The organism is Streptomyces sp. NPDC005962, from assembly GCF_040629205.1.
In the GTDB taxonomy this organism is placed as follows: Bacteria; Actinomycetota; Actinomycetes; order Streptomycetales; family Streptomycetaceae; genus Streptomyces.
On the sequence record NZ_JBEXVE010000001.1, the window covers coordinates 273,022 to 298,104 of the forward strand.

At 72.0% G+C, this 25,083-nt stretch carries 21 protein-coding genes; 17 read left to right on the plus strand and 4 right to left on the minus strand.

The genetic code is table 11. The annotated features are described in order from the left end of the window. Positions 1-85 precede the first annotated feature (85 nt). A complete protein-coding gene (locus ABZ370_RS01325) occupies positions 86-1,282 on the plus strand; it encodes a sensor histidine kinase (protein ID WP_358614895.1) in 1,197 nt (398 codons plus the stop codon). Between the two features lie 98 nt (positions 1,283-1,380). Further along, complete coding sequence (locus ABZ370_RS01330; protein ID WP_358614897.1) at positions 1,381-2,067, plus strand: response regulator transcription factor; 687 nt, start codon at positions 1,381-1,383, stop codon at positions 2,065-2,067. A 186-nt stretch (positions 2,068-2,253) separates the two neighbouring features. Here ABZ370_RS01330 and ABZ370_RS01335 read toward each other — a convergent pair whose 3' ends face one another. Further along, on the minus strand, positions 2,254-3,345 hold the full coding sequence (locus tag ABZ370_RS01335) for a DUF5937 family protein (protein WP_358614899.1): 1,092 nt from the start codon (positions 3,343-3,345) through the stop codon (positions 2,254-2,256). 99 nt (positions 3,346-3,444) lie between these two features. Here ABZ370_RS01335 and ABZ370_RS01340 point away from each other — a divergent pair, with 99 nt between their 5' ends. Next, positions 3,445-3,750: a hypothetical protein gene (locus ABZ370_RS01340; protein ID WP_358614900.1), complete on the plus strand. Its 306-nt coding sequence runs from the start codon at positions 3,445-3,447 to the stop codon at positions 3,748-3,750. Between the two features lie 76 nt (positions 3,751-3,826). Here the strand turns inward: ABZ370_RS01340 and ABZ370_RS01345 are convergent, their stop codons facing one another. Then, complete coding sequence (locus ABZ370_RS01345) at positions 3,827-5,041, minus strand: beta-eliminating lyase-related protein (protein ID WP_358614902.1); 1,215 nt, start codon at positions 5,039-5,041, stop codon at positions 3,827-3,829. Positions 5,042-5,243: 202 nt separating this feature from the next. Here ABZ370_RS01345 and ABZ370_RS01350 point away from each other — a divergent pair, with 202 nt between their 5' ends. The 10 genes from ABZ370_RS01350 (at position 5,244) to ABZ370_RS01395 (ending at position 14,083) form a co-directional block, all read left to right on the plus strand. Beyond that, positions 5,244-6,179, plus strand: a complete 936-nt coding sequence (locus ABZ370_RS01350; RefSeq protein WP_358614904.1) for a DUF2520 domain-containing protein — start codon at positions 5,244-5,246, stop codon at positions 6,177-6,179. Then, positions 6,176-7,201 carry a pantoate--beta-alanine ligase gene (panC, locus tag ABZ370_RS01355; RefSeq protein ID WP_358614906.1) on the plus strand — a complete coding sequence of 342 codons (1,026 nt, stop codon included), beginning with the start codon at positions 6,176-6,178 and terminating at the stop codon, positions 7,199-7,201. The genes ABZ370_RS01350 and panC overlap by 4 nt, the downstream gene beginning before the upstream one ends. A gap of 32 nt (positions 7,202-7,233) precedes the next feature. Beyond that, positions 7,234-9,000, plus strand: a complete 1,767-nt coding sequence (locus ABZ370_RS01360; RefSeq protein ID WP_358615999.1) for an L-aspartate oxidase — start codon at positions 7,234-7,236, stop codon at positions 8,998-9,000. Then, positions 8,997-10,058 carry a carboxylating nicotinate-nucleotide diphosphorylase gene (nadC, locus tag ABZ370_RS01365; protein ID WP_358614908.1) on the plus strand — a complete coding sequence of 354 codons (1,062 nt, stop codon included), beginning with the start codon at positions 8,997-8,999 and terminating at the stop codon, positions 10,056-10,058. The genes ABZ370_RS01360 and nadC overlap by 4 nt, the downstream gene beginning before the upstream one ends. A gap of 93 nt (positions 10,059-10,151) precedes the next feature. Further along, complete coding sequence (locus tag ABZ370_RS01370; RefSeq protein WP_358614910.1) at positions 10,152-10,949, plus strand: type III pantothenate kinase; 798 nt, start codon at positions 10,152-10,154, stop codon at positions 10,947-10,949. A 431-nt stretch (positions 10,950-11,380) separates the two neighbouring features. Beyond that, positions 11,381-12,244, plus strand: coding sequence for a hypothetical protein (locus ABZ370_RS01375; protein WP_358614912.1), 864 nt, complete (start codon positions 11,381-11,383; stop codon positions 12,242-12,244). A gap of 34 nt (positions 12,245-12,278) precedes the next feature. Beyond that, positions 12,279-12,473 carry a hypothetical protein gene (locus ABZ370_RS01380; RefSeq protein ID WP_358614914.1) on the plus strand — a complete coding sequence of 65 codons (195 nt, stop codon included), beginning with the start codon at positions 12,279-12,281 and terminating at the stop codon, positions 12,471-12,473. 116 nt (positions 12,474-12,589) lie between these two features. Continuing rightward, the gene (locus tag ABZ370_RS01385; RefSeq protein WP_358614916.1) at positions 12,590-12,985 is read left to right on the plus strand and encodes a BlaI/MecI/CopY family transcriptional regulator; all 396 of its coding nucleotides are present in this window, start codon (positions 12,590-12,592) and stop codon (positions 12,983-12,985) included. A gap of 22 nt (positions 12,986-13,007) precedes the next feature. Next, entirely contained in the window at positions 13,008-13,529 is a 522-nt protein-coding gene (locus ABZ370_RS01390) for an amino-acid N-acetyltransferase (RefSeq protein WP_358614918.1), read from the plus strand. Between the two features lie 218 nt (positions 13,530-13,747). Next, positions 13,748-14,083: an Lsr2 family protein gene (locus ABZ370_RS01395; protein ID WP_009716898.1), complete on the plus strand. Its 336-nt coding sequence runs from the start codon at positions 13,748-13,750 to the stop codon at positions 14,081-14,083. Between the two features lie 5 nt (positions 14,084-14,088). On the opposite strand, the gene ABZ370_RS01400 is transcribed toward ABZ370_RS01395, so the two are convergent. Further along, positions 14,089-14,709, minus strand: coding sequence for an SCO3374 family protein (locus tag ABZ370_RS01400; RefSeq protein ID WP_358614920.1), 621 nt, complete (start codon positions 14,707-14,709; stop codon positions 14,089-14,091). Positions 14,710-15,171: 462 nt separating this feature from the next. Here ABZ370_RS01400 and ABZ370_RS01405 point away from each other — a divergent pair, with 462 nt between their 5' ends. Continuing rightward, the gene (locus ABZ370_RS01405) at positions 15,172-17,694 is read left to right on the plus strand and encodes an ATP-dependent Clp protease ATP-binding subunit (protein WP_358614922.1); all 2,523 of its coding nucleotides are present in this window, start codon (positions 15,172-15,174) and stop codon (positions 17,692-17,694) included. A gap of 582 nt (positions 17,695-18,276) precedes the next feature. Further along, positions 18,277-19,452 carry a macrolide family glycosyltransferase gene (locus tag ABZ370_RS01410; protein WP_358614924.1) on the plus strand — a complete coding sequence of 392 codons (1,176 nt, stop codon included), beginning with the start codon at positions 18,277-18,279 and terminating at the stop codon, positions 19,450-19,452. A gap of 94 nt (positions 19,453-19,546) precedes the next feature. Here ABZ370_RS01410 and ABZ370_RS01415 read toward each other — a convergent pair whose 3' ends face one another. Continuing rightward, entirely contained in the window at positions 19,547-21,370 is a 1,824-nt protein-coding gene (locus ABZ370_RS01415) for a bifunctional metallophosphatase/5'-nucleotidase (protein WP_358614926.1), read from the minus strand. 176 nt (positions 21,371-21,546) lie between these two features. Here ABZ370_RS01415 and mshD point away from each other — a divergent pair, with 176 nt between their 5' ends. Both mshD and ABZ370_RS01425 read left to right on the plus strand, forming a co-directional pair. After that, the gene (gene mshD / locus ABZ370_RS01420) at positions 21,547-22,479 is read left to right on the plus strand and encodes a mycothiol synthase (RefSeq protein ID WP_358614928.1); all 933 of its coding nucleotides are present in this window, start codon (positions 21,547-21,549) and stop codon (positions 22,477-22,479) included. Positions 22,480-22,762: 283 nt separating this feature from the next. After that, on the plus strand, positions 22,763-25,018 hold the full coding sequence (locus ABZ370_RS01425) for an RNA degradosome polyphosphate kinase (RefSeq protein WP_358614930.1): 2,256 nt from the start codon (positions 22,763-22,765) through the stop codon (positions 25,016-25,018). Positions 25,019-25,083: the final 65 nt, after the last annotated feature.

A 25,083-nucleotide genomic window follows, 5' to 3' on the forward strand; every position in this document is an offset into this window, starting at 1 on the left:
TCCACCTTGGGGAGTAGGGCGGGGCGGAACGGATCGCCCCTCGGGCTGACCCGTCCGGGTGTTCCCACTGCCTACTCTGGGTGACGTGCAGCGCCTCTACGATTTCCTCCGCAGCCATCCGACAGGGGTGGACGCCTTCTGGGGCGTCCTCCTCTTCGGCTGCGGGCTCCTGTGGCTCGTGCAGGCGACCCCGGGCTACGAGCCACCGCTCGCGGCCGTGCCGATCACCCTGGCGCTGTGCGCGGCCGTCGTGCTGCGCCGCCGCGCCCCCGCGATGATGCTGGGGCTGGTCGTGGTGTGCGGCGTCGCCCAGCTCGCGCTGGACGTCCGGATCAACATCGTCGACTTCGCGATGCTGGTGATCGTCTACACGGCCGCGTCCATGGCCGGGCGCCGCACCTCCCGGCTGGCCCTGGCCGCCGCGGTCTGCGCACCGTCGCTGGCCACCGTCCGCTGGCCCGACGAACACGAGTCGGGGTGGGGGGCCGCCGTCTCGACGGTCTTCGTCACCATCCCCTTCGTCCTGGCCTGGGTGCTCGGCGACTCGATCCGCACCCGCCGCGCCTACTACGAACAGCTGGAGGAGCGCGCGTCCCGGCTGGAGAAGGAGCGCGAGGCGCAGTCGAAGGTCGCGGTCGCCGCCGAACGCGCCCGGATCGCGCGCGAGCTGCACGATGTCGTCGCGCACAACGTGTCGGTGATGGTCGTGCAGGCGGACGGCGCCGCGTACGTCCTCGACGCCTCCCCGGACCAGGCCCGGCAGGCGCTGGAGACCATCTCCGGCACCGGCCGCCAGGCCCTCGCCGAGATGCGGCGGCTGCTGGGCGTGCTGCGCACCGGGGAGCCGGGGGAGGCCAGCGACTACGTCCCGCAGCCGGACGTCGAGCAGATCGACGAACTGGTCGAGTCCGCACGCGGCTCCGGGCTCCCGGTGGACTTCAAGGTCGTCGGCAGCGCGCGCCAGCTGCCCAGTGGCGTGGAGCTGACCGCGTACCGCATCGTGCAGGAAGCGCTCACCAACACCCGTAAGCACGGCGGCCCCGATGTCGGTGCCAGTGTCCGCCTCACCTACTTCGACGACGGGCTCGGCCTGCTGGTCGAGGACGACGGCCGGGGCGCCCAGCGTGAGTTGTACGAGGACGGCGGCGCCGACGGCAGCGGCCACGGGCTGATCGGGATGCGCGAGCGCGTCGGCATGGTGGGTGGCACGCTCGACGCGGGCCCGCGCCCGGGCGGCGGCTTCCGTATCAGCGCGCTGCTGCCGCTGAAACCGGCGGGCTGAAACCGGCGGGCTGAGGCGCGGACACGCGTCCGCGCGTACGTAGGTGGTGAGCGCCGTACGGGCGCGCGCCGAGGAAGCCGAGGAAGGGACCCGACCGGATGTCGATCCGCGTCATGCTCGTCGATGACCAGATGCTGCTGCGCACCGGTTTCCGCATGGTGCTCGCCGCCCAGCCCGACATGGACGTCGTCGCGGAGGCGGGCGACGGGCTGGAGGCGCTGGAGGCGGTGCGCTCCACCGAGGTGGACGTGGTCCTGATGGACGTCCGCATGCCCAAGCTGGACGGGGTCGAGGCGACCCGGCGCATCTGCGAGCTCGAAGGCGCACCCCGCGTCCTGATCCTGACCACCTTCGACCTGGACGAGTACGCCTTCTCCGCCCTCAAGGCGGGCGCGAGCGGCTTCATGCTCAAGGACGTGCCGCCGAGCGAGCTCCTCGCCGCGATCCGCGCGGTCCAGAGCGGCGACGCGGTCGTCGCGCCCAGCACCACGCGCCGACTGCTGAACCGCTTCGCACCGATGCTCCCGGGCACGGGCGGCGGCCGTTCCGGCGCGGCCTCCCGCCCCGAGCTGGAACGGCTCACCGACCGCGAGCGCGAGGTGATGATGCTCGTCGCCCAGGGCCTCTCGAACGGCGAGATAGCGGCCCGCCTGGTCCTGTCGGAGGCCACGGTGAAGACCCACGTCGGCCGCATCCTCACCAAGCTCGAACTGCGCGACCGGGTGCAGGTGGTAGTGATGGCCTACGAAACAGGCCTGATAAAAGCAGGCACCACCCCCCGCTGACCCCCCTCGGACTTCAACCTGCGGCCCCGGGCCCCCGGCGCCTTGCGCCTGGCCCTTGGCCTCCGGCCCCTGGGGAAGCCGCCTCGCGAGCATGGCTCGGCCGGGAGTGCCGCCGGGGGCGGGGGTCCGGGGGATTCCCCCGGTTTCGGGAAGGGGCGGGGTGGGGGAAAAAGCCCCCGCTGACCCCTACCGGAGGACGCCCTCCAGGAAGTCGCTGCCCAGGCGCGCCACCGTCGCCAGCTCCAGCTGGTGCAGGACATACCGCCCGCGCCGCCGGGTCTGCAGAAGCCCGGCCTTCTTCAGGACGGCGATGTGCCGGGAGACCTCCGGTGGCGTGATGGCGTACGCCTCGGCCAGCTCACCCGTGGTGTGCGGCCCCCGGGCCAGCGCGCGGCAGATGCGCATCCGCATCGGGTGGGCGAGGGCCTCCAGACGCTGCTGGACCAGTTCCAGGGCGGCGGGCGGGGCGATTTCGGGCCCGGCGACCGGGTACTGGATCACCGGGGGCCAGCCCGGCGCGTGGACCAGCAGCAGATGCGGCCAGCCGAAGGTCGTCGGGATGAGGGTCAGCCCGCACCCGGCCGCCGTCGTACGCCCCGCCGCCAGCTTGTCGGCCAGGACGCGCGACCGCCCGTCCGCACCCTGCTCCAGCGACAGCGCGGCCGAGGCCGCCGCCAGCGCCTCCGCGAGCCCCTTGCGCTGCAGCAGCTCGCCCTTGTGGCGGGCGTCGGCGGCCAGTTGGACGCGCACCCGCCGCCAGGTGTCCGCGAAGAACGCCTCGTCGCAGTCCTCCAGCAGCCGCCGCAGCCAGACCCGCAGCCCGTCCGGGTCCACCAGCATGCGGTCCACGAACGCCAGTTGCCGTGGCCCGCGGGCCCGGGCCATGTCCCGGACCCGGTCCCGCTCGCCCCGGTCGACCAGCGGCGACGGCGTCGGCCGGTCGTACGAGGCGGAGCAGCTGATCTCGAAGGCGGCAGCCACGAACATCTCGTCGTCGATGCGGTCCAGCGCGTCCAGCTCCTCCGCGAGCGTCGCCCCGGGGGCGGACGGCAGCAGCAGGTCGGAGCGGGCCGTGCCCCACAGGAAGTCCGCCTCGCACAGCCGGTCGGCGAGCTCCGGCTTGAGGGAGGCGGCGGTCGCGGTGGCCCAGCCGTGCTGCCCGGGGTGGTGGCCGGGCTCGGACAGCACATGCAGTGCCGCGCCCAGTTCCGCGAGCGGTGACGGAGCGAAGACGACGCGCTCGGGCGGCAGCCCGGTGATGTCCACGACATTGGCCATGACCCCATGGTGCGGTAGCCCGCGCCGCGCCCCGACCTCGTTTGACGGCGATCGTCAAACGAGGTGACGGGCGGCGGCGGGCCGTCCGACGCTCCTTTCATGTCCGTCACTCAGCAGTACGCACTCGACCTGTACCGGGCCGCCCAGCGCGGTGAGCCCGCCCCGCCCGCCCCCGGCCACGGTGACTGGCGCGCTCTCCGGGCGCTGCGCGAATACCGCGACTTCCAGGCCGTGGCCGCCGAACGCCCGGCCCGGCGGCGCCCCGGGGCCCTGCGGCGGGCGCTGCGGCGGGCCCTGCGAGCGGTCGGGGCACGGGTGGCCCGGCGGCCGGTTGCCGGGCGGACGGCCGGGGACGCGCCCGGTCGCCCGGTCACCGACCCGTCCTCGTGCCCGACCCCCGGCTGAGGCACCGGCTGACCCCCGGCCGAGCCGCTGTCCGAACCCCCGGGCCGAGCCGCCCAACCGTGGTCCCGCCCGGGGCTCAGGCGGCGTCGTCCGTGCCGCCCTCGGCCAGCACCGCCCGCACTCGGGTCAGGAACGCGGCAACCGCCTCCTTCACATCCTCCGCGGTCCAGTCCAGCGCGGGCGCGGCCACCGTCACCTCGGAGACGGCCAGACCGGGCGGCCCCTGCTCCCACCAGCGCCGGAACAGCGTTGTGCGGGTCTCCTCGGCCAGCCGTATCCCCGCCTCGTCCAGCACCCGCGAGGGATACGGCAGCCACACCTGGAACTGGTGGGTGTGCGGCACCTCCGGCTGCACCCGGGACCAGGCCACCCCGGCCGCCGTGAACGCCTCGCGCATCGCCCCCGCCACGACGGCCGCATGGGCCACATACGACGGCAGCCGCGGCAGCTCGCGGTCCAGACCGGCCAGGGCGGCGAGCGCCGTGGGCCACTGCTGGAACACCTGGCCGCCGTACCGGTGGCGCCAGGCCGTGGCCTCCGCGATCAGCGTCTCCGGGCCCGCCAGCGCGGCTCCCGCTATGCCGTCGAGCGACTTGTAGAAGGACACATACACCGTGTCCGCGAGGGCGGCGATCTCCGGGAGCCCGCGCCCGAAGTGCGTGGTGCACTCCCACAGCCGGGCCCCGTCGAAGTGGACCACGGCCTCGCGCTCCCGGGCGGCCTCCACGACATCGACGAGGTCGTCCCACTCCGGCAGCACGAAGCCCGCGTCGCGCAGCGGAAGTTCGAGGGCGAGGGTGCCGAACGGCTCCTCCAGGTCGCGGATCTCCGCGGCGGTGGGCAGCCGTGGCTCGCTGGTCGGCCGCACCGCGCGCAGCCCGCTCACCGTCAGATACGCGTCCCGCTCGTGCACCTCCAGATGGGCCAGCGGATGGACGGCCACCACCGGGTTGCCGGTGCGCCCGGCCCAGGCGCGCAGCGCGACCTGCTGGGCCATGGTGCCGGTGGGGAAGAAGGCCGCGGCCTCCATGCCGAGCAGATCGGCGACCCGCCGCTCCAGCTTTTCGACGACCCCGCCCCCGTACATGTCCACCCAGTCGCCCAGGGCCCCGTCGAGGTCCGGGGCGGCGGCGGTCAGCTCCGCCAGCCGCTCACCGATCCGCCGCTCCAGCGGGCCCCGGGCGAGGACCCGCTCGGAGCCGTGCCAGGCCGCGAGCCTGCGCTCCCGCGCGGCCTGCTCCGTCGCGTCTGCCGCCTCTGCCGCCTTTGCCGCAGCTGACTCAGCCGTCATATCCGCCCCATCCCCCGCAGCCCCCGCATTCACGATGTCTGCCATGACCCGATGATGACCCACGGGCAGGTCACCCCCTGAGTTATCCACAGGCGGGTTATCCACAGGCCTGGTACACCCCCGGCCCCTCGGGAACACTCGCGTAGCATGGCGGGGAATCGTCCGGTACCCCCTGAGGACTGGAACGGAAGGCCGCAGTCGCGTGAACGCACAACCACTTCCCGAGCCACAGGACCGCCCGGCCCGGCTGACCGTCGGTGTCGTCGGCGCCGGTCGCGTCGGCCCCGCGCTCGCCGCCTCGCTGCGGTTGGCCGGGCACCGGCCCGTCGCCGCCTCCGGGGTCTCCGACGCCTCCGTGAGCCGGGCCGCCGCCCTGCTCCCCGAGGTCCCGATCGTCCCGCCCGCCGAGGTGCTGGCGCGCGCCGAGCTGGTGCTGCTCACCGTCCCCGACGACGCCCTGCCCGAGCTGGTCCAGGGCCTCGTCGAGACCGGTGCGGTGCGCCCCGGCCAGCTGCTGGTGCACACCTCCGGCCGCTATGGCACCGCCGTGCTGGAGCCCGCCCTGCGGGCCGGTGCGCTGCCGCTCGCGCTGCACCCCGTGATGACCTTCACCGGCACCCCGGTCGACGTCCAGCGGCTCGCGGGCTGCTCCTTCGGCGTCACCGCCCCCGAGGAGCTGCGGCTGGCGGCCGAGGCGCTGGTCATCGAGATGGGCGGCGAGCCCGAGTGGGTCGCGGAGGAGTCCCGTCCGCTGTATCACGCGGCCCTCGCCATCGGCGCCAACCACCTGGTCACCCTGGTCGCCCAATCGATGGAGCTGCTGCGCGCGTCCGGCGTCGAGGCGCCGGACCGGATGCTCGGCCCGCTGCTCGGCGCCGCCCTCGACAACTCGCTGCGCAGCGGCGACGCCGCGCTCACCGGCCCGGTCGCGCGCGGCGACGCGGGCACGGTAGCCGCACACGTCCAGGAGCTGCGGCGGCACGCGCCGCAGGCCGTCGCCGGATATCTCGCGATGGCCCGTGCCACGGCCGACCGGGCGCTCGCCCACGGGATGCTCAAGCCGGAGCTGGCGGAGAACCTGCTGGGCGTTCTGTCGGATGTCTCGGATTCCCGGGGCCGGGGAGGAGCGGGATCGTGAGCCCGAAGCTGTGGACCAAACCGAGCGCCGGGGAGCCGGATGTGGAGCTGTTCGCGCGCCGCGCCGACTTCGACGCGGCGCTGGCGCACTTCGCCGCGCCGGGGCGTACGGCCGTCGTCATGACCATGGGCGCGCTGCACGACGGGCATGCCGCGCTGATCCGCGCCGCGCGCGCCCGGGTCGGCGCCAAGGGCCTCGTCACCGTCACCGTCTTCGTCAACCCGCTGCAGTTCGGCGCGGGCGAGGACCTGGACCGCTATCCGCGCACGCTCGACGCCGACCTGGAGGTCGCGGCCGCCGCCGGTGCGGACATCGTCTTCGCCCCCTCGGCCGAGGAGGTGTACGGCAGCGGCGAACCGCGGATACGGATGGCCGCCGGGGCCATGGGCGACGGGTACGAGGGTGCCTCCCGGCCCGGCCACTTCGACGGGGTGCTCACCGTCGTTGCCAAGCTGCTCCACCTCACCCGCCCGGATTACGCCTTCTTCGGTGAGAAGGACGCGCAGCAGCTCGCGCTGGTCCGCCGGATGGTGCGGGACCTGGACTTCCCGATGGAGATCGTCGGCGTGCCCACCGTCCGGGAGGGCGACGGGCTGGCCCTCTCCAGCCGTAACCGCTACCTCTCGGCGCGGGAGCGGGACACCGCGCTGGCCCTGTCCCGGGCGCTGTTCGCGGGGCGTGACGCGGGGCTGTCGGCGGCGCGGTCCGCCGGGGATACCGGGAGCTCTGGGGCCGCCGGGGATACCGGGGCCGCCGGGGGCGTCGCGGATGGGGATACGGACGGCGGCCTCGTCCGGGTCGGCTCGCCCGGCGCGGTACGGGCCGCGGCGCGCGCGGTGCTGGCGGAGGCGGCCCGCCTCGAATCACCGCTCGTCCTGGACTACCTGGACCTGATCGACCCGGAGGGCTTCACCGAGGCCCCCGAGGAGCACACCGGCGAGGCCGTCCTGGCCGTCGCCGCCACGGTCGGCTCCACGCGGCTGATCGACAACATCCGGCTGTGGTTCGGAGTGGACCGATGAGCAGACCGACGAGCGCGCCGACGAGCCGATCGATGAACGGACCGGCCACCGCCCTGCGCGCCCCCGCGCCCGGCTGGGCCACCGAGGCCGACGTCGTGGTCGTGGGCTCCGGCGTCGCGGGCCTGACCGTCGCGCTGCGCTGCTCGGCCGCCGGGGCCAAGGTCACCGTCGTCACCAAGGCCCGCCTCGACGACGGCTCCACGCGCTGGGCCCAGGGCGGCATAGCCGCCGCCCTCGGCGAGGGCGACACCCCCGGGCAGCACCTGGACGACACGCTCGTCGCGGGCGCCGGGCTGTGCGACGAGCAGGCCGTGCGGCTGCTGGTCACCGAGGGCCCCGACGCCGTGCGGCGGCTCATCGCCACCGGCGCCCGCTTCGACGCCGACGACGACACCGGCGAGATCCTGCTGACCCGCGAGGGCGGCCACCACCGCAGCCGCATCGCCCACGCGGGCGGCGACGCGACCGGCGCGGAGATCTCCCGCGCCCTGGTCGGCGCGGTCCGCGCGGCCGGGATCGACACCGTCGAGAACGCCCTCGTGCTCGACCTCCTCAAGGACGCCTCCGGCCGCGCCGCGGGCGTCACCCTGCACGTCATGGGCGAGGGCGCGCGGGACGGCGTGGGCGCGGTGCACGCGCGCGCCATCGTCCTCGCGACGGGCGGCATGGGCCAGGTCTTCTCCGCCACCACCAACCCCGCCGTCTCCACGGGCGACGGCGTCGCCCTCGCCCTGCGCGCCGGGGCGGAGGTGAGTGACCTGGAGTTCGTCCAGTTCCACCCCACGGTGCTGTGGCTCGGCCCGGAGGCCGAGGGACAGCAGCCGCTGGTCTCCGAGGCGGTGCGGGGCGAGGGCGCGTATCTGGTGGACGCGGACGGGGCGCGCTTCATGGTCGGGCAGCACGAGCTGGCCGAGCTGGCGCCCCGTGACATCGTCGCCAAGGGCATCATGCGGCGGATGCGGGAGCAGGGCGCCGAGCACATGTACCTGGACGCCCGCCACTTCGGCGCCCGGATGTGGGAGCACCGCTTCCCGACGATCCTGGCCGCCTGCCGGGCCCACGGCATCGACCCGGTCACCCAGCCGATCCCGGTGGCGCCCGCCGCGCACTACGCCAGTGGCGGCGTGTGGACGGACCTGCGGGGGCGGACGACGGTGCCGGGGCTGTACGCGTGCGGGGAGACGGCCTGCACGGGCGTGCACGGCGCGAACCGGCTGGCGTCCAACTCGCTGCTGGAGGGCCTGGTCTTCGCCGAGCGCATCGCGGCGGCCATCACCGACACCACCGACGTCGCCGACCCGGACGCCCCCATACCCACCCGGCAGGGCGCGGTCCCCGCCCCACAGCCCGCGGCCCCCGGCCCCGGGGCGGCGCAGGGCGGGGGAGGGGCCCTGCTCGCCCCCGAGGCCCGGTACGCCGTCCAGCGCATCATGGCCACCGGCGCCGGTGTCCTCCGCTCCGCCGCGAGCCTCGCCCGGGCCGCCGGACAGTTGGACGGCGTCCAGGCCGACGCCGTCGAGACGCTGCACCGCGACGGCAAGACGGCCGAGCCCGGCGTCGAGACCTGGGAGGCGACGAACCTCCTCCTCGTCGCCCGGGTCCTGGTGGCCGCCGCGCTCCGGCGCGAGGAGACCCGCGGCTGCCACTGGCGGGAGGACCGCCCCGACCGGGACGACGCGGCGTGGCAGCGCCACCTCCTGGTCACCCTCGGCCCCGACGGCTCGCTCGACGTCCGTACGACGGACTCCGCGGCGTTCCCCTCACCCACCACCCGACCCGAGACGGAGTCCCACCCGTGAGCAGCACCTCCGACGACCGCCAGCAGAGCCCCCCACAGCCCGTGGCCCTTCCGCTGCTCCAGATCGGCCTTCCGGGCGGCGTCGAGGACGGCGGCGGCTGCGGCAGCGCCTGTGGCTGCGGCGACGGCGCCGACGACGGCGCGTACGGGCTCGACCCGATGGAGTGCGGCCTCGACCCCGACCTGGCCCAGCTGCTGGCCGACGCCGGGCTCGACCCCGTCCAGGTCGAGGACATCGCGCATATGGCGATCGAGGAGGACCTCGACCAGGGCGTGGACGTGACGACCATCGCCACCGTCCCCGAGGACGCCTTCGCCACCGGCGACTTCACGGCTCGTGAGGCGGGCACCGTGGCCGGGCTGCGGATCGCCGAGGCGATCCTGTCCGTCGTCTGTACGGACGAGTTCGAGGTCGAGCGCCATGTGGAGGACGGCGACCGGGTGGAGCCCGGCCAGAAGCTGCTGAGCGTCCGCACCCGCACCCGCGACCTGCTCACCGGCGAGCGCAGCGCGCTCAACCTGCTGTGCCGCCTCTCCGGCATCGCGACCGCGACCCGCGCCTGGGCCGACGCCCTGGACGGGACGGAGACGAAGGTCCGCGACACCCGTAAGACGACGCCGGGGCTGCGCGCGCTGGAGAAGTACGCGGTGCGCTGCGGCGGCGGCGTCAACCACCGCATGTCGCTGTCGGACGCGGCGCTCGTCAAGGACAACCACGTGGTCGCGGCCGGCGGCGTGGCGCAGGCGTTCAGCGCCGTACGGGCCGAGTTCCCGGACCTGCCGATCGAGGTGGAGGTCGACACCCTGGACCAGCTCCCGCCGGTCCTGGAGGCGGGCGCGGATCTGATCCTGCTGGACAACTTCACCCCGGAGCGTACCCGCGAGGCGGTCGAACTGGTCGCGGGCCGGGCCGCGCTGGAGTCCTCGGGCCGCCTGACGCTCGCCAACGCCCGTACGTACGCCGAGACGGGCGTCGACTACCTCGCGGTCGGCGCGCTCACCCACTCGTCCCCGATCCTGGACATCGGCCTGGACCTGCGCGACGCCGAGGCGGTGTAGCGCCATGCCGCTGACCATCGGCCCGCCCGTCGCCCCGCCCACCACCCCAGAACTCGTCCTCTGCCGTGAGTCCGGCCGGAAGCGGTGTCGCCCATGCTGCTGACCATCGACGTGGGGAACACCCACACCGTCCTCGGCCTCTTCGACGGGGAGGAGATCGTCGAGCACTGGCGGATCTCCACCGACGCCCGCCGCACCGCCGACGAACTGGCCGTCCTGCTGCAGGGCCTGATGGGGATGCATCCGCTGCTCGGCGAGGAGCTGGGCGACGGGATCGAGGGCATCTCGATCTGTTCCACCGTCCCCTCCGTCCTGCACGAGCTGCGCGAGGTCACCCGCCGCTATTACGGCGATGTGCCGTCCGTCCTGGTCGAGCCGGGCGTGAAGACCGGTGTGCCGATCCTGATGGACAACCCGAAGGAGGTCGGCGCGGACCGGATCATCAACGCGCTGGCGGCCGTCGAGCTGTACGAGGGCCCCTGCGTGGTCGTCGACTTCGGCACCGCGACCACCTTCGACGCCGTCAGCTCGCGCGGCGAGTACGTGGGCGGGGTGATCGCGCCCGGTATCGAGATCTCGGTCGAGGCGCTGGGCGTACGCGGGGCGCAGCTGCGCAAGATCGAGCTGGCCCGCCCGCGCAGCGTGATCGGCAAGAACACGGTGGAGGCCATGCAGTCCGGCATCCTGTACGGCTTCGCGGGCCAGGTCGACGGGATCGTCCGGCGCATGGCGCGTGAGCTGTCCCAGGACCCGGAGGACGTGACGGTGATCGCCACCGGCGGTCTGGCCCCGATGGTGCTGGGCGAGGCCTCGGTGATCGACGAGCACGAGCCCTGGCTGACCCTGATCGGTCTGCGGCTGGTCTACGAGCGCAACGTCGCGCGCGGCTGAGCGCCGGACCGACCGGCGCTGAGCGGTGCTGTTCGGCGCTGAGCGGCGTTGTCGGCGCTGATCGGCCAGATCAGCCCGATCCACGCCGCGAAAACACCGTTCACCTGCGAACTCAGCAGTATTGGTGGCATTACGAAACGAATTCCGCGCGCTGTTCATTCGGCACGTCAGCGAGCACACTCCACCAACCACTCCACCGACTGCCGAGTCGTAGTCGAGGAATGCCCTCCCGCCGAATTCGGGATCGACAAGCGGAGTACGCCCGGCCGGAGCCCGTTCGCTCCGGCGGAGCCGTCCGCCCGGAGCCGGGCGGACTCCGATGCGAAGGCGGACCCGTACCCCGGCACCCACCGCCGAATGGCCGCGCCCGCAACGCGCCGCACCGCCGGCCGCTCAGCGAAATTTGTCCGCTTAGCACTTAAAGTCCTCCCATGCCCACGCCCTATGGAACCCGCGGCGGAATGGCGTTCAGTGCGGATGAGCTGCGTGTGCTCCGACGCGCCCTCGCCCTCGCCCTCCAACCCGAACCCGTCACTTCCCCCGGCCTCCCCGGCCCGGACCGGGCGGAGGAGGTCCAGGACTGTTTCCGGCTCGCCGAGGCCGTGGACGAGGCGGTCCGCGAGGGTGGGCGGCTGCGAGCGTTCCTGCTCGACGAGCTGACCCGCTATCGCGCCGCCCTCCCCGGCGCCGCCGTCGGCTATCTGGACCAGCTCGAGGGCGCCCTGGCCGCCGGTTACGAGCCGCTCCCGGAGGACCTGGCCGCGCTCCGCACGCTGTGCCGGGCCACCGTGTCGGACGGCGAGGCCGAGCGCCGCCGCGCGCTGCTGAGCCACTGCGAGCGCCTGGCCGAGCGCTGCGTACGCGCCCGGCTCGCGACGCGTGCGCTGGCCGCCCCGCCGCCCCGCCCCCACCCCGTGGAAGCCCGCCCCGTGGAGGCCCGGCTGCGCGCCCTGCCGGGCGGCGCCGGAGCCGGACGGGGAGCGGCCGTGTCCGAGGGACCGGCCGGGCCGGTGCTGAACGACGACGAGTCGAAGCGGGAGCCGCGCAAGAAGCCCACCCCCGCCCCCGACCGCGGCGACCGCGAGGAGCCGAAGCGGCGGGAGCCGGGAAGGGACACCCCGCGCCCGCAGCGGCCGGTGCCGACGCCCGCCGAGGTCTTCCCGCCCAAGCGCCGCCGCCCCTCCCCGCCGCCGGAGCACGAGTCCCGGCTCGGCCCCGGCGCCAGGCCCGGCGCCAGACCTGGTGTCGGGCACGGCGTCAGGCCCGGCGCGGGGGCCGACGCGGGCGCCGCGTAATCTGGGGGCATCGAGCATGAGGAGGCCGATAGCCGTGGATTACGTCTCCGCGCTGGTTCCGCCCCTGGTGATGGCCGTGGCCTTCACCTTCCTGATCGTGACGATGATCAAGAGCCAGGGTGGCGCCAACAAGGCGAAAGAAGACCACCTGGTGGACGCGGCGCTCGCCCGCGCCGAGGCGGACCGCACGGCGTCGGCAGGCCAGGCGCCGGGCCGCGACGGGGCCTGACGCCGGTCCCCGCACCTTCACCGCCACGCCCCGGGATGCACCCGCATCCCGGGGCGTGCGGCCTTTCGCCGCACACATCCCCCACCATTCGGTACATCTCCCACTATTATTCACATGTGCCTCGGCCATTGGGAGATCTCGAAGACGCGGTCATGACGCGGGTGTGGAAGTGGAACCGCCCGGTCACGGTCCGAGAAGTCCTGGAAGACCTTCAGCGAGAACGCTCGATCGCCTACACGACGGTCATGACCGTAATGGACAACCTCCATCACAAGGGCTGGCTCCGCAGGGAGGTACAAGGCCGCGCCTATCGATATGCCGCGGTCTCCACCCGGGCCGCCTACTCGGCCGCACTGATGAACGAAGCGTGGTCGACCAGTGACAACCCGGCGGCCGCCCTCGTCGCGTTCTTCGGGATGATGTCCGAAGAGCAGCGAGACGCACTGCGGGATGCCATGCGCGTCGCACAACTCGGTGAGCCCGGGGAGAGCCCCGGTGAGTCGGGCCGATGAGCCGGGGCGATAGCGTCCGGCCATGTCCTCTGCACTATCAAAAGTAGTCACCGTCCGCCGGGCCCGGACCGGCGATGTACGAGCCGTGCGCCGGCTCATCGACTCCTACGTGAGCGATCGCATCCTGCTCGACAAAGCCACGGTGACCCTTTACGAGGACATCCAGGAGTTCTGGGTCGCGGAGCGGGACGAGGATGCTGAGGTCATTGGCTGTGGAGCACTCCACGTCATGTGGGAAGACCTCGCGGAGGTTCGTACTCTCGCGGTCGACCCCACTCAGAAGGGGAGTGGTGTAGGCCACCTGGTGCTCGACAAGCTGTTGCAGACGGCGGGCTGGCTCGGCGTGCGGCGCATTTTCTGCCTCACCTTCGAAGTCGACTTCTTCACCAAGCACGGCTTCGTGGAGATCGGCGAGACGCCGGTCGACGGGGATGTCTACAGCGAGCTGCTGCGTTCCTATGACGAGGGCGTCGCCGAGTTCCTCGGTCTCGAACGGGTGAAGCCGAACACCCTTGGCAACAGCCGGATGCTTCTGCAACTGTGATCGCGGGCCCTATGTCCGAATCGCGCCCCTATCACATAGCTCCGGAACAGTGGGTTCCATCAGCCTTCCCGCTTGGCCGATGGGCCGAACCTTCCCGGAGGGTTTGTGTTTTTCCGGGAAAAGCGGTTTCCTATTCTCCCGTAGTGTAATTACCTGGGGGGTGAGACAAGCGGCTAACGCCGCGCCCCGAGCCCCCCGTTTCCCCTGAAAGGAACCCCATGGCACAGAAGGTTCAGGTCCTTCTTGTCGACGACCTCGACGGCGGCGAGGCGGACGAGACCGTGACGTTCGCGCTGGACGGCAAGAGCTACGAGATCGACCTCAACACGGTGAACGCGGACAAGCTCCGTGACGCCCTTGAGCCGTTCACCAAGGGCGGCCGTCGCACCGGTGGCCGGGCTTCCGGTGGCCGTGGCAAGGCGCGTGCGGCGTCGGGCAGTGGCCAGGACACCGCGAAGATTCGCGCCTGGGCGAAGGAAAACGGCTACGAGGTCAATGACCGCGGCCGTGTTCCGGCGACCGTTCGTGAGGCATACGAGAAGGCCAACGGCTGAACGCGTCACCTTTTCCCGGCTCGCCGCTGTCCGGGCAATGTCCGGGCGCGCAGCAACCGGGCTCGGTGGCACTCCGTGGCCGCCGCACCTACGAGCCGCACGAGGTCGGGGGCGTCCCCATCGCCCCCGAGGGCTGTCACCGGCAGCGTCGGCTCCACCCCGCCCCCCGGCTCGGGAGGCCGCAGCCATACGGCGGCCTCCTGCGGGCACCGTCCACCGGCCGCCCCGGGTTCCCCGGGTGGAGGCCACGAGGCGGAGGGGCACGGAGCGGTGATCCGGCCGCCGGCGCCGAGTGCGGTCAGATCCAGCGGGACCCCGCCCCACTCCAGCCAGTCGAGCAGCCCCGGCAGCTCGTCGGCGCTGCCCGCGGCCACCAGCAGCCGCATCCGGGGGCCCTCCACCGCGACCGGGCCGGTTCGCGGTACGCGCCGCAGCAGCGCGAAACCGGCGACGGCCGGCAGCTCCAGTACGTCGAATGCCACCCCCGTGAGCAGCTCGACGGGATCGCTGCCGGTCGTCGGCCAGCCCAGCTCCCGCTCGTAACCCCGCGCGCACTCCGGTGCGCCCTGTGCGGGGGCCGAACGGTCCTGTGAGCGGCCGGGCGGCGGCGCGGCGGTGGAGATCATGCCCAGAGAAACTGTCTCCCTCCCCGAAGGTTACGTCCCGTAGGCGTATCGGCGCACAGTGTGAGCGCGCGGAGGTCTGCAGGGGTGGTGAACTGGCGCAAGGTTGTTCGCCCGTAGCGGAGGGAACCGGCCCGTCCGGCATGGAGTGTCCGTGCTTGCGGGTAAGACATCCCTAGTGGGAGGGGCGGTCCGCGTGTCGGGAGAAAGGGGCGTTCGCCATCGGCGTAGTGACGGTGGGCGTATATGCCTGGCCTGCGGGAACATCGTCTCGCACCATCGGGTTGGAGCAGTTGTCGGCTGTTCGGGCAGGAGGCCATCTGCTGTGCGCCCTGTGAGAGTGGGGTCGATCCGGACGGTTGTCGGCAGTTGGAATGAGCTGTCCCGGGTTGCGGGACTAGCATGCGGAAGGACAGGGAGGGGATCGTCCCCGATCTTTCTGACCGCTCTGAGGAGCGATTAACGATGTTCGAGAGGTTCACCGACCGCGCGCGGCGGGTTGTCGTCCTGGCTCAGGAAGAAGCCCGGATGCTCAACCACAACTACATCGGCACCGAACACATTCTCCTGGGCCTGATCCATGAGGGTGAGGGTGTCGCCGCTAAGGCCCTGGAGAGCCTCGGGATTTCGCTCGAGGCGGTCCGCCAGCAGGTGGAGGAGATCATCGGTCAGGGCCAGCAGGCCCCGTCCGGGCACATCCCCTTCACCCCCCGTGCCAAGAAGGTCCTGGAGCTGTCGCTCCGCGAGGCCCTTCAGCTCGGCCACAACTACATCGGTACGGAGCACATCCTGCTCGGCCTGATCCGCGAGGGCGAGGGCGTCGCCGCCCAGGTCCTCGTGAAGCTGGGCGCCGATCTGAACCGGGTGCGGCAGCAGGTCATCCAGCTGCTCTCCGGCTACCAGGGCAAGGAGGCCGCCACCGCCGGCGGTCCGGCCGAGGGCACGCCCTCGACCTCGCTCGTCCTGGACCAGTTCGGCCGCAACCTCACCCAGGCCGCCCGCGAATCCAAGCTCGACCCGGTCATCGGGCGCGAGAAGGAGATCGAGCGGGTCATGCAGGTGCTTTCGCGCCGCACCAAGAACAACCCGGTCCTCATCGGCGAGCCCGGCGTCGGTAAGACGGCGGTCGTCGAGGGACTGGCCCAGGCCATCGTCAAGGGCGAGGTGCCCGAGACCCTCAAGGACAAGCACCTCTACACCCTGGACCTGGGCGCCCTGGTCGCCGGTTCCCGCTACCGCGGTGACTTCGAGGAGCGCCTGAAGAAGGTCCTCAAGGAGATCCGCACCCGCGGCGACATCATCCTGTTCATCGACGAGCTCCACACCCTGGTGGGTGCGGGTGCCGCCGAGGGCGCGATCGATGCCGCGAGCATTCTCAAGCCGATGCTGGCGCGGGGCGAGCTGCAGACCATCGGCGCGACGACGCTCGACGAGTACCGCAAGTATCTGGAGAAGGACGCGGCGCTGGAGCGCCGTTTCCAGCCCATCCAGGTCGCCGAGCCGTCGCTGCCGCACACCATCGAGATCCTCAAGGGCCTGCGGGACCGTTACGAGGCGCACCACCGCGTCTCGATCACGGACTCGGCCCTGGTCGCCGCCGCCACCCTGGCCGACCGCTACATCTCGGACCGCTTCCTGCCGGACAAGGCGATCGACCTGATCGACGAGGCCGGTTCCCGGATGCGCATCCGCCGGATGACCGCGCCGCCGGACCTCCGCGAGTTCGACGAGAAGATCGCCGACGTGCGCCGGGAGAAGGAGTCCGCGATCGACTCGCAGGACTTCGAGATGGCCGCGGGCCTGCGCGACAAGGAGAAGCAGCTCCTGGCCGCGAAGGCGAAGCGGGAGAAGGAGTGGAAGGCCGGCGACATGGATGTCGTCGCCGAGGTCGACGAGGAGCTGATCGCCGAGGTCCTGGCCACGGCCACCGGCATCCCGGTCTTCAAGCTCACCGAGGAGGAGTCCTCCCGGCTGCTGCGCATGGAGGACGAGCTGCACAAGCGCGTCATCGGCCAGAAGGACGCCATCAAGGCGCTCTCCCAGGCCATCCGGCGTACGCGTGCGGGCCTCAAGGACCCCAAGCGCCCCGGCGGCTCCTTCATCTTCGCGGGCCCGTCCGGTGTCGGTAAGACCGAGCTCAGCAAGACTCTCGCCGAGTTCCTCTTCGGCGACGAGGACGCGATGATCTCGCTCGACATGTCGGAGTTCAGCGAGAAGCACACCGTCTCGCGGCTCTTCGGCTCCCCGCCCGGATACGTGGGCTACGAGGAGGGCGGCCAGCTCACCGAGAAGGTGCGCCGCAAGCCGTTCTCCGTGGTCCTCTTCGACGAGGTCGAGAAGGCCCACCCGGACATCTTCAACTCGCTGCTGCAGATCCTTGAGGACGGTCGGCTGACCGACTCCCAGGGCCGGGTCGTGGACTTCAAGAACACGGTGATCATCATGACCACCAACCTCGGCACCCGGGACATCTCCAAGGGCTTCAACCTGGGCTTCGCCGCCCAGGGCGATGTGAAGACCGGCTACGAGCGGATGAAGAACAAGGTCAACGAGGAGCTCAAGCAGCACTTCCGGCCCGAGTTCCTCAACCGTGTCGACGACACCGTCGTCTTCCACCAGCTCACCGAGGAAGACATCATCCAGATCGTCGACCTCATGACCGACAAGGTGGACGAGCGGCTCAAGGACCGCGACATGGGCATCGAGCTCAGCGGCGACGCCAAGAAGCTGCTCGCCAAGCGGGGCTACGACCCCGTGCTGGGCGCCCGGCCGCTGCGCCGGACCATCCAGCGGGAGATCGAGGACGTGCTGTCGGAGAAGATTCTCTTCGGCGAGCTGCGTTCGGGCCACATCGTGGTCGTGGATGTCGAGGGCGAGGGTGAGGAGAAGAAGTTCACCTTCCGCGGCGAGGAGAAGTCGGCGCTGCCCGACACCCCGCCGATCGAATCCGCCGCCGGTGGAGGCCCGAACCTGAGCAAGGACGCCTAAGCGTCACCTTGTGAGCGGCTGAGGGGCCGCTGGACCGTCTCGCACGGTCCGGCGGCCCCTTTTGCTGTCCTGTGCCGCCCCGGCGCGTCTGCGGGCCTCTGTGGCCCTCTGCGGGCCTTCTCGGGCTTCCGCGGGCCTCTGCGGCCCCCTGTGGCCCTTCTCGGGCTTCCGCGGGCCCGTGGCGGAAATGCCGCGGTATTCGGTCCGGAAAGGTGCGGCGGTCCTGAAAGGTGCGCCAGTCCTGAAGGCGCTGTGCCGGAAAGGAAAGGGCCGGGACATTTCCCGGGGCGGGGTGGTGTGAGGGCGACGGCCCGCCGGGAGAGGGGGGGAGAACGGGCGGCCCGTCGCAGGGGTGACCCTAAGGCCGGACGCTGAGCGGGCGCTTATGGCGGGCTGAGCCCGGGCGCGAGGGGCGCGAAAAATGGAGCGCGGCGGGGCGGGACGGTCGGATACCGTGCGCGCATGGACTCGTTTCTTCAGATCTACGGCTGACACGCCGCTCCCTCCGGCGCACCGGTGAGATCACCGCTGCGCCGGTCCGCCGTGTCCATTTCGCCGTAGACCTGAATCGAGTGATCTCTCATGTCCCGTCGCCGAGCCCATATCGCCATGGTCGGCATTCCCCCCATCAGCCACATCCTGCCCGGCCTCGAAGTCATCCGGGAGCTGGTGGCGCGCGGTCACCGCGTGACGTACGCCAATGACCCCTGCCGGGCGGACGTCATCGAACCGACCGGTGCCGCGCTGGTGCCGTACGACTCGACCCTGCCCGTCGCCGACAACGACTGGCCCGAGGAGCCCATCGCCGCGATGACCGTCTTCCTGGACGACGCGATCCAGGCGCTGCCGCGGCTGCGCGCCGCGTACGACAACGACCCCGCCGACCTCTACCTGTACGACATCGGCGGGTACGCCGGACGGGTCCTCGCCGAGGCGCACGGGCGTCCGGCGGTGCAGCTCTCGCCGTCCTTCGTCGCCTGGGAGGGCTACGAACAGGAGGTCGTGGCGCACCTCATGGCGCTGCCGGGGGCCGACGCGTACCAGGCGAAGTTCGCCGCGTGGCTGGCCGGTTGCGGGGCCACGACCACCGATGTGCAGGCCTTCTGCGGCCCGCCCGGGCGGGCGATCGCGGTGATCCCCCGGTCCATGCAGCCGAACGCCGACCGGGTGGACGAGGAGGTGGTGACGTTCACCGGGCCCTGCCTCGGCGACCGGGCCGACCAGGGCCGGTGGGAACGCCCCGCCGGTGCCGGGAAGGTGCTGCTGGTCTCGCTGGGCTCGGCCTTCACCCGGCAGCCCGCCTTCTACCGGGAGTGCCTGGCCGCCTTCGGCGATCTGCCGGGGTGGCATGTCGTGCTGCAGATCGGCCGTTATGTCGACCTGGCGGAGCTGGGGGAGATCCCGGCCAACGTCGAGGTTCACAGGTGGGTGCCGCAGCTGTCGATCCTGGAGCAGGCCGACGCGTTCGTCACCCACGCGGGGATGGGCAGCAGCGGCGAGGGCCTGTACTGCGGGCTGCCCATGATCGCCGTACCGCAGGGGGCCGAGCAGCCGATGAACGCAGACCGGCTTGTCGAACTCGGCGTGGCCCGCCGCGTCGACACGGCGGACGCGACCGCCGAGGTGCTGCGCACCGCGCTGCTGGACCTCACCGCGGACGACGGGGTGGCCCGGCGGGCGGCACAGCTGCGTGACCAGGCGCGGGCCGAGGGCGGAACGGCGCGGGCCGCGGACCTGATCGAGGAGCTGCTGGGCTGATCGAGGAGCTGCCCGTCTGATCGAGGAGATGCCGGTCTGAGGCATGTCTGCGGCCCGGCCTTCGGGCCGGGCCGCAGACGCGTCTACTCCACGGTTACTTCACGATGGTGATGCGGTCCGCCTTCGGCGGGTCCAGGGGCGCGGACGCCGACGAGTGCGCACCCAGGAAGGCCGTGAAGGCGTCCAGGTCGGAGGCGCCGACGAGCTTGTTCTTGCCGTCCTTGAAGACGGGGAAGCCGTCGCCGCCGCCCGCGAGGAATTCGTTCATCGCGACGCGGTAGGTCTTGGCCGGGTCGATGGGCTCACCGTTCAGCTTCACCGTGCCGGTGGCGATCCGGTCCTTGCCGGACTTGGTCAGATCGAGGGTGTAGGTCAGGCCCCTGGAGATCTGGAGGATCTTGGGGGAGGCCTCGTTGGAGCCGCTGACCTGCTGCTGGAGCGCGGTGATGAGCTGGGCTCCGGTCAGGTCGAGGACGTTCATCATGTTGGTGAAGGGCTGCACGGTGAACGCCTCGCCGTACGTCACGACCCCGTCGCCCTCGCTGCCGGACGCCTTGTGGGCGAGGTCGGAGCGGATGCCGCCCGGGTTCATCAGCGCGATCTGGGCGCCGCCCTTGCCGTCCGGGGCGAGCGCTTCGAGCTGGGCGTCGCTGATGACGTCACCGAGCGGGGACTCGTAGGCCGCCGCGCCGCGCCCGTTGATGTCGGCGGAGACGTAGCCGACGGGCTTGCTCGCGATGGGGGCGGCGAGCTTGTTCCAGCGGCCGATGAGGGAGGTCATGTCGGCGGCCTTGGGGCGGTCGCGGTCGACGACGTGGTTCGCCGCGTGGGCGCCCTTCACCGTGGTGCGCACGATGTCGTCGGTGCGGCGGTCGTAGGTGAGGGTGGTGTCGGTGTAGAGGCGGCCGAAGGAGGCGGCGGAGGTGACGGTGCGCGGGGTGCCGGAGGGGTCCGGGATCGTGCACGCGTAGGCCTGGTGGGTGTGGCCGGTGACCAGGGCGTCGACCTTAGGGGTGACGTTCTTGGCGATGTCGACGATGGGGCCGGAGATGCCCTTGCCCGCACCGCCGTTGTCGCAGTCGGCGTTGTACGCGGCGGAGGCGGGCTGTCCGCCCTCGTGGATGAGGGCGACGATCGACTTCACGCCCTTGCGCTGGAGTTCCTTGGCGTACTTGTTGATCGTCTCGACCTCGTCGTGGAACTTCAGGCCCTTGACGCCCTCGGCGGTGACGACGTCCGGCGTGCCCTCCAGGGTGACGCCGATGAAGCCGACCTTCACACCCTTGTGGCGCCAGACCGTGTACGGCTTGAGGATCGGCTTGCCGGTCTTCTCGTCGGTGACGTTGGCGGCCAGGTAGGGGAAGTCGGCGCCACGGAAGGTCTTGCCCTTCTCGTAGCAGCCCTCCTTGGGGTGGCAGCCGCCGTTCTGCATGCGCGTCAGCTCGGCGCGCCCCTCGTCGAACTCGTGGTTGCCGACGGAGGTGACGTCGAGGTCGAGCTTGTTGAGGGCTTCGATGGTCGGTTCGTCGTGGAAGAGGCCGGACATCAGCGGGCTCGCGCCGATCATGTCGCCGCCGGCGGCGGTGACGGAGTACTCGTGGCCCTTGCGGGCCTGGCGGAGCGCGGTGGCGAGGTATTCGGCGCCACCGGCCGGGATGGCCTTGGTGGTGCCGTCCGGCTGGGTCTCGGTGACGGTGCCGGAGGAGCCCTGCGGGGGCTCCAGGTTGCCGTGCAGGTCGTTGAAGGACAGCAGCTGTACGTCGACGGTGCGGCCGGGCCGGTGCCGCTGCGCGTCGGCCCCTGCGGCGTCGGCCCCTGCCGGGCTCGCGGCGGACAGCACCCCGGCCGCGGCGGCCAGCACCGCGACTCCCGTGGCCAACCGGCGTGCCGTACCGCGCCGTTGAGGTCTCGCTGACATGTCGTCCCCTTTGGTGCCCTGCGGGTGTTTGGTGGGCCGCAGCTTACGGTCAACGCGCGTAGCGGGGCAGGGGGATGGAGGTTACGAGCTGGTTGACGGTGGTCAACCGGGTGACCCGCCGGGGACGGGGAGTCCGGCGGCTTGCCGGGGAAGGGGGCGGTCGTAGGCTCGGTCCCATGGATGACGTGGTGAACGAGACACCCGGTGCGTGCCGGATCGAGGTGCTGGACGAGCTGGCGACCGCCGTGGTGGAGGACGTGCTGCGGCTGATCGCCGAGGCGGCGCGCGTCGATGGCCAGCAGGCGGTGTCCGAGCAGGGCCGGTTGCAGCTGCGGGGGCGCCGGGAGGGGGTGCGGCATCTGGTGCTGCGCGAGCCGAGCGGGGAGCTGGTCGGCTACGCGCAACTGGAGGACACCGATCCGGTGGAGGCCCCGGCCGCCGAGCTGGTGGTGAGTCCGGCGCACCGCGGCCAGGGGCACGGCCGGGCGCTGGGCGTGACGCTGCTGAAGGAGTCCGGGAAGCGGCTGCGGGTGTGGGCGCACGGCGGCCACGCCTCGGCGCGGCATCTGGCGCAGGTGCTGGGGCTGACCCTGTTCCGTGAGCTGCGGCAGATGCGGCGGCCGCTGGGGGAGCCGGACGAGCTGGGCATCCCGGAGCCCGCGCTGCCGGAGGGCGTGACGGTGCGGACCTTCCGGCCCGGGGAGGACGACGCGGCGTGGCTGGCCGCGAACGCCGCCGCCTTCGCCCACCACCCCGAGCAGGGCTCGCTCACCCAGCGCGACCTGGACGACCGCAAGGGCGAGGAGTGGTTCGACCCCGCCGGGTTCTTCCTGGCCGAGCGCGCGGGCGAGATCGTCGGCTTCCACTGGACGAAGGTGCACGGCGAGGAGCGGCTCGGCGAGGTGTACGTGGTGGGGGTGCGGCCGGACGCGCAGGGCGGCGGTCTTGGCCGGGCGCTGACCGCGATCGGGCTCCGGCATCTGGCCGCGCGGGGGCTGCCGACCGCGATGCTGTACGTCGACGCGGACAATTTCGCCGCCGTGTCCGTTTACGACCGGATCGGCTTCGTCACGCATGAGACGGATCTGATGTACCGAACCGAGACCTGAGGGCAGGGGGTGGCCGGAACCTGAGGCAAGGGGCAGCCGGGAGGGACGGCTGTCCGGGAGGCGGGTACGGGAGGGACGGCGGTCCGGGAGGGGGGTCGGGACTCCTGCGGGTCGAGTCCCGATTTCCTAAGCGCCATGTCTCCGTTACCGACGGTTCAATCTCGGTTGCAAGCATCACTGAATGCAGCCCGCTGTGCCCGCTCCCTCGAACCGGAGGCTCCGTGCCGCTCCCGCGCCGCCTTCCGCCACGCCGCGTGTCGTCGCGGCGCGGAACAATGAGGTCATGAACGAGTCCAGCGGTCAGGCACCGGCCCACGTCCCCCAGCCCCAGCCCCAGCCGTCGGTCGGGTCCATCGCGGCACACCGTCCGCACGCGGTCGCCGCCCCGCCCGTGCGGGCGCTCGACCCCGATCTGGACGCCGATCCGGACACCTACGAGGAGGAGGACGGCGGCGCGGACGCGGACGGCACCGAGCTGCCCCACAACCGGTTCCTGGACCGGGAGCGCAGCTGGCTGGCGTTCAACGAGCGGGTGCTGGAGCTGGCCGAGGACCCGGCGACGCCGCTGCTGGAGCGGGCGAACTTCCTCGCGATCTTCGCCAGCAACCTGGACGAGTTCTTCATGGTGCGGGTCGCCGGTCTGAAGCGGCGCATCGCGACCGGAGTGGCCACCCGCTCCGCCTCCGGGCTGCAGCCCCGGGAGGTGCTGGAGCAGATCTGGACCCGGTCCCGCGAGCTCATGGCCCGGCACGCCGCCTGCTACCAGCAGGACGTGGCCCCGGCGCTCGCCGAGGAGGGCATCCACCTGATCCGCTGGGCGGACCTCACGGAGAAGGAGCAGTCCCGCCTCTTCACCCTCTTCCGTCAGCAGATCTTCCCGGTGCTGACCCCCCTCGCGGTGGACCCGGCGCACCCGTTCCCCTATATCTCGGGGCTGTCGCTGAACCTCGCCGTGGTGGTCCGCAATCCGGTCAGCGGACACGATCACTTCGCGCGGGTGAAGGTTCCGCCGCTGCTCTCGCGCTTCCTGGAGGCCTCCCCGCACCGGTATGTGCCGCTGGAGGACGTGATCGCGGCGCATCTGGAGGAGCTGTTCCCCGGCATGGAGGTGCTCGCGCACCACATGTTCCGGGTGACCCGCAACGAGGACCTGGAGGTCGAGGAGGACGACACGGAGAACCTCCTCCAGGCCTTGGAGAAGGAGCTGCTGCGGCGCCGCTTCGGGCCTCCGGTGCGGCTGGAGGTCGAGGAGTCGATCGACCCGTACGTCCTCGATCTGCTCGTCCGTGAGCTGAAGGTCTCCGACGCCGAGGTGTACCCGCTGCCCGGCCTGCTCGACCTCACCGCGCTCTTCGCGATAGCCGCGTCCGACCGGTCCGAGCTGAAGTATCCGAAGTTCATCGCGGGCACCCACCGCGACCTGGCCGAGGTGGAGTCCGCCTCCGCGCCCGACATCTTCGCCGCGCTGCGTGAGCGCGATGTGCTGCTGCACCACCCGTACGACTCGTTCTCGACCTCCGTCCAGGCGTTCCTGGAGCAGGCCGCCGCCGACCCGGACGTCCTCGCGATCAAGCAGACGCTCTACCGGACGTCGGGCAAGTCGCCGATCGTCGACGCGCTCATCGACGCCGCCGAGTCCGGCAAGCAGGTGCTGGTGCTGGTCGAGATCAAGGCCCGGTTCGACGAGCACGCCAACATCAAGTGGGCGCGCAAGCTGGAGGAGGCGGGCTGCCATGTGGTCTACGGCCTGGTCGGGCTGAAGACCCACTGCAAGCTGTCGCTGGTGGTCCGCCAGGAGGGCGACACCCTGCGCCGCTACGCCCACGTCGGCACCGGCAACTACCACCCCAAGACGGCCCGGCTGTACGAGGACCTGGGGCTGCTCACCGCCGACCCCAAGGTCGGCGCGGACCTCTCCGACCTGTTCAACCGGCTCAGCGGCTACTCGCGGCGCGAGAACTACCGGCGGCTGCTGGTCGCCCCCAGGTCGCTGCGCGACGGGCTCGTCACCCGCATCAACAAGGAGGTCACCCACCATCGGGCCGGGCGGCCCGCCTCCGTGCGGATCAAGGTCAACTCGATGGTGGACGAGGCCGTCATCGACGCCCTCTACCGGGCGTCGCAGGCCGGTGTGCCGGTCGACGTCTGGGTGCGCGGCATCTGCGCCCTGCGGCCGGGCGTCGAGGGGCTGTCGGACAACATCCGGGTCCGCTCCATCCTGGGCCGGTTCCTGGAACACTCGCGCGTCTTCGCGTTCGGGAACGGCGGCGAGCCGGAGGTGTGGCTCGGCAGCGCGGACATGATGCACCGCAATCTGGACCGCCGGATCGAGGCGCTGGTACGGGTCACCGACCCCGGCCACCGCGCCTCGCTCACCCGGCTGCTGGAGACCGGCGTGTCCGATTCCACCTCCTCCTGGCACCTCGGCCCGGACGGCGGCTGGACCCGGCATGCGGTGGACGCGGACGGACAGCCGCTGCGGAACGTACAGGAGATGCTCATAGACGCCCGGAGGCGACGGCGTGGTTCGACGACATGACCTGCCGCTGGTCGGGATTACCGGGGCCGGTGGGTCACCCGGTACCCCGCCCCGCACCGCCGCCG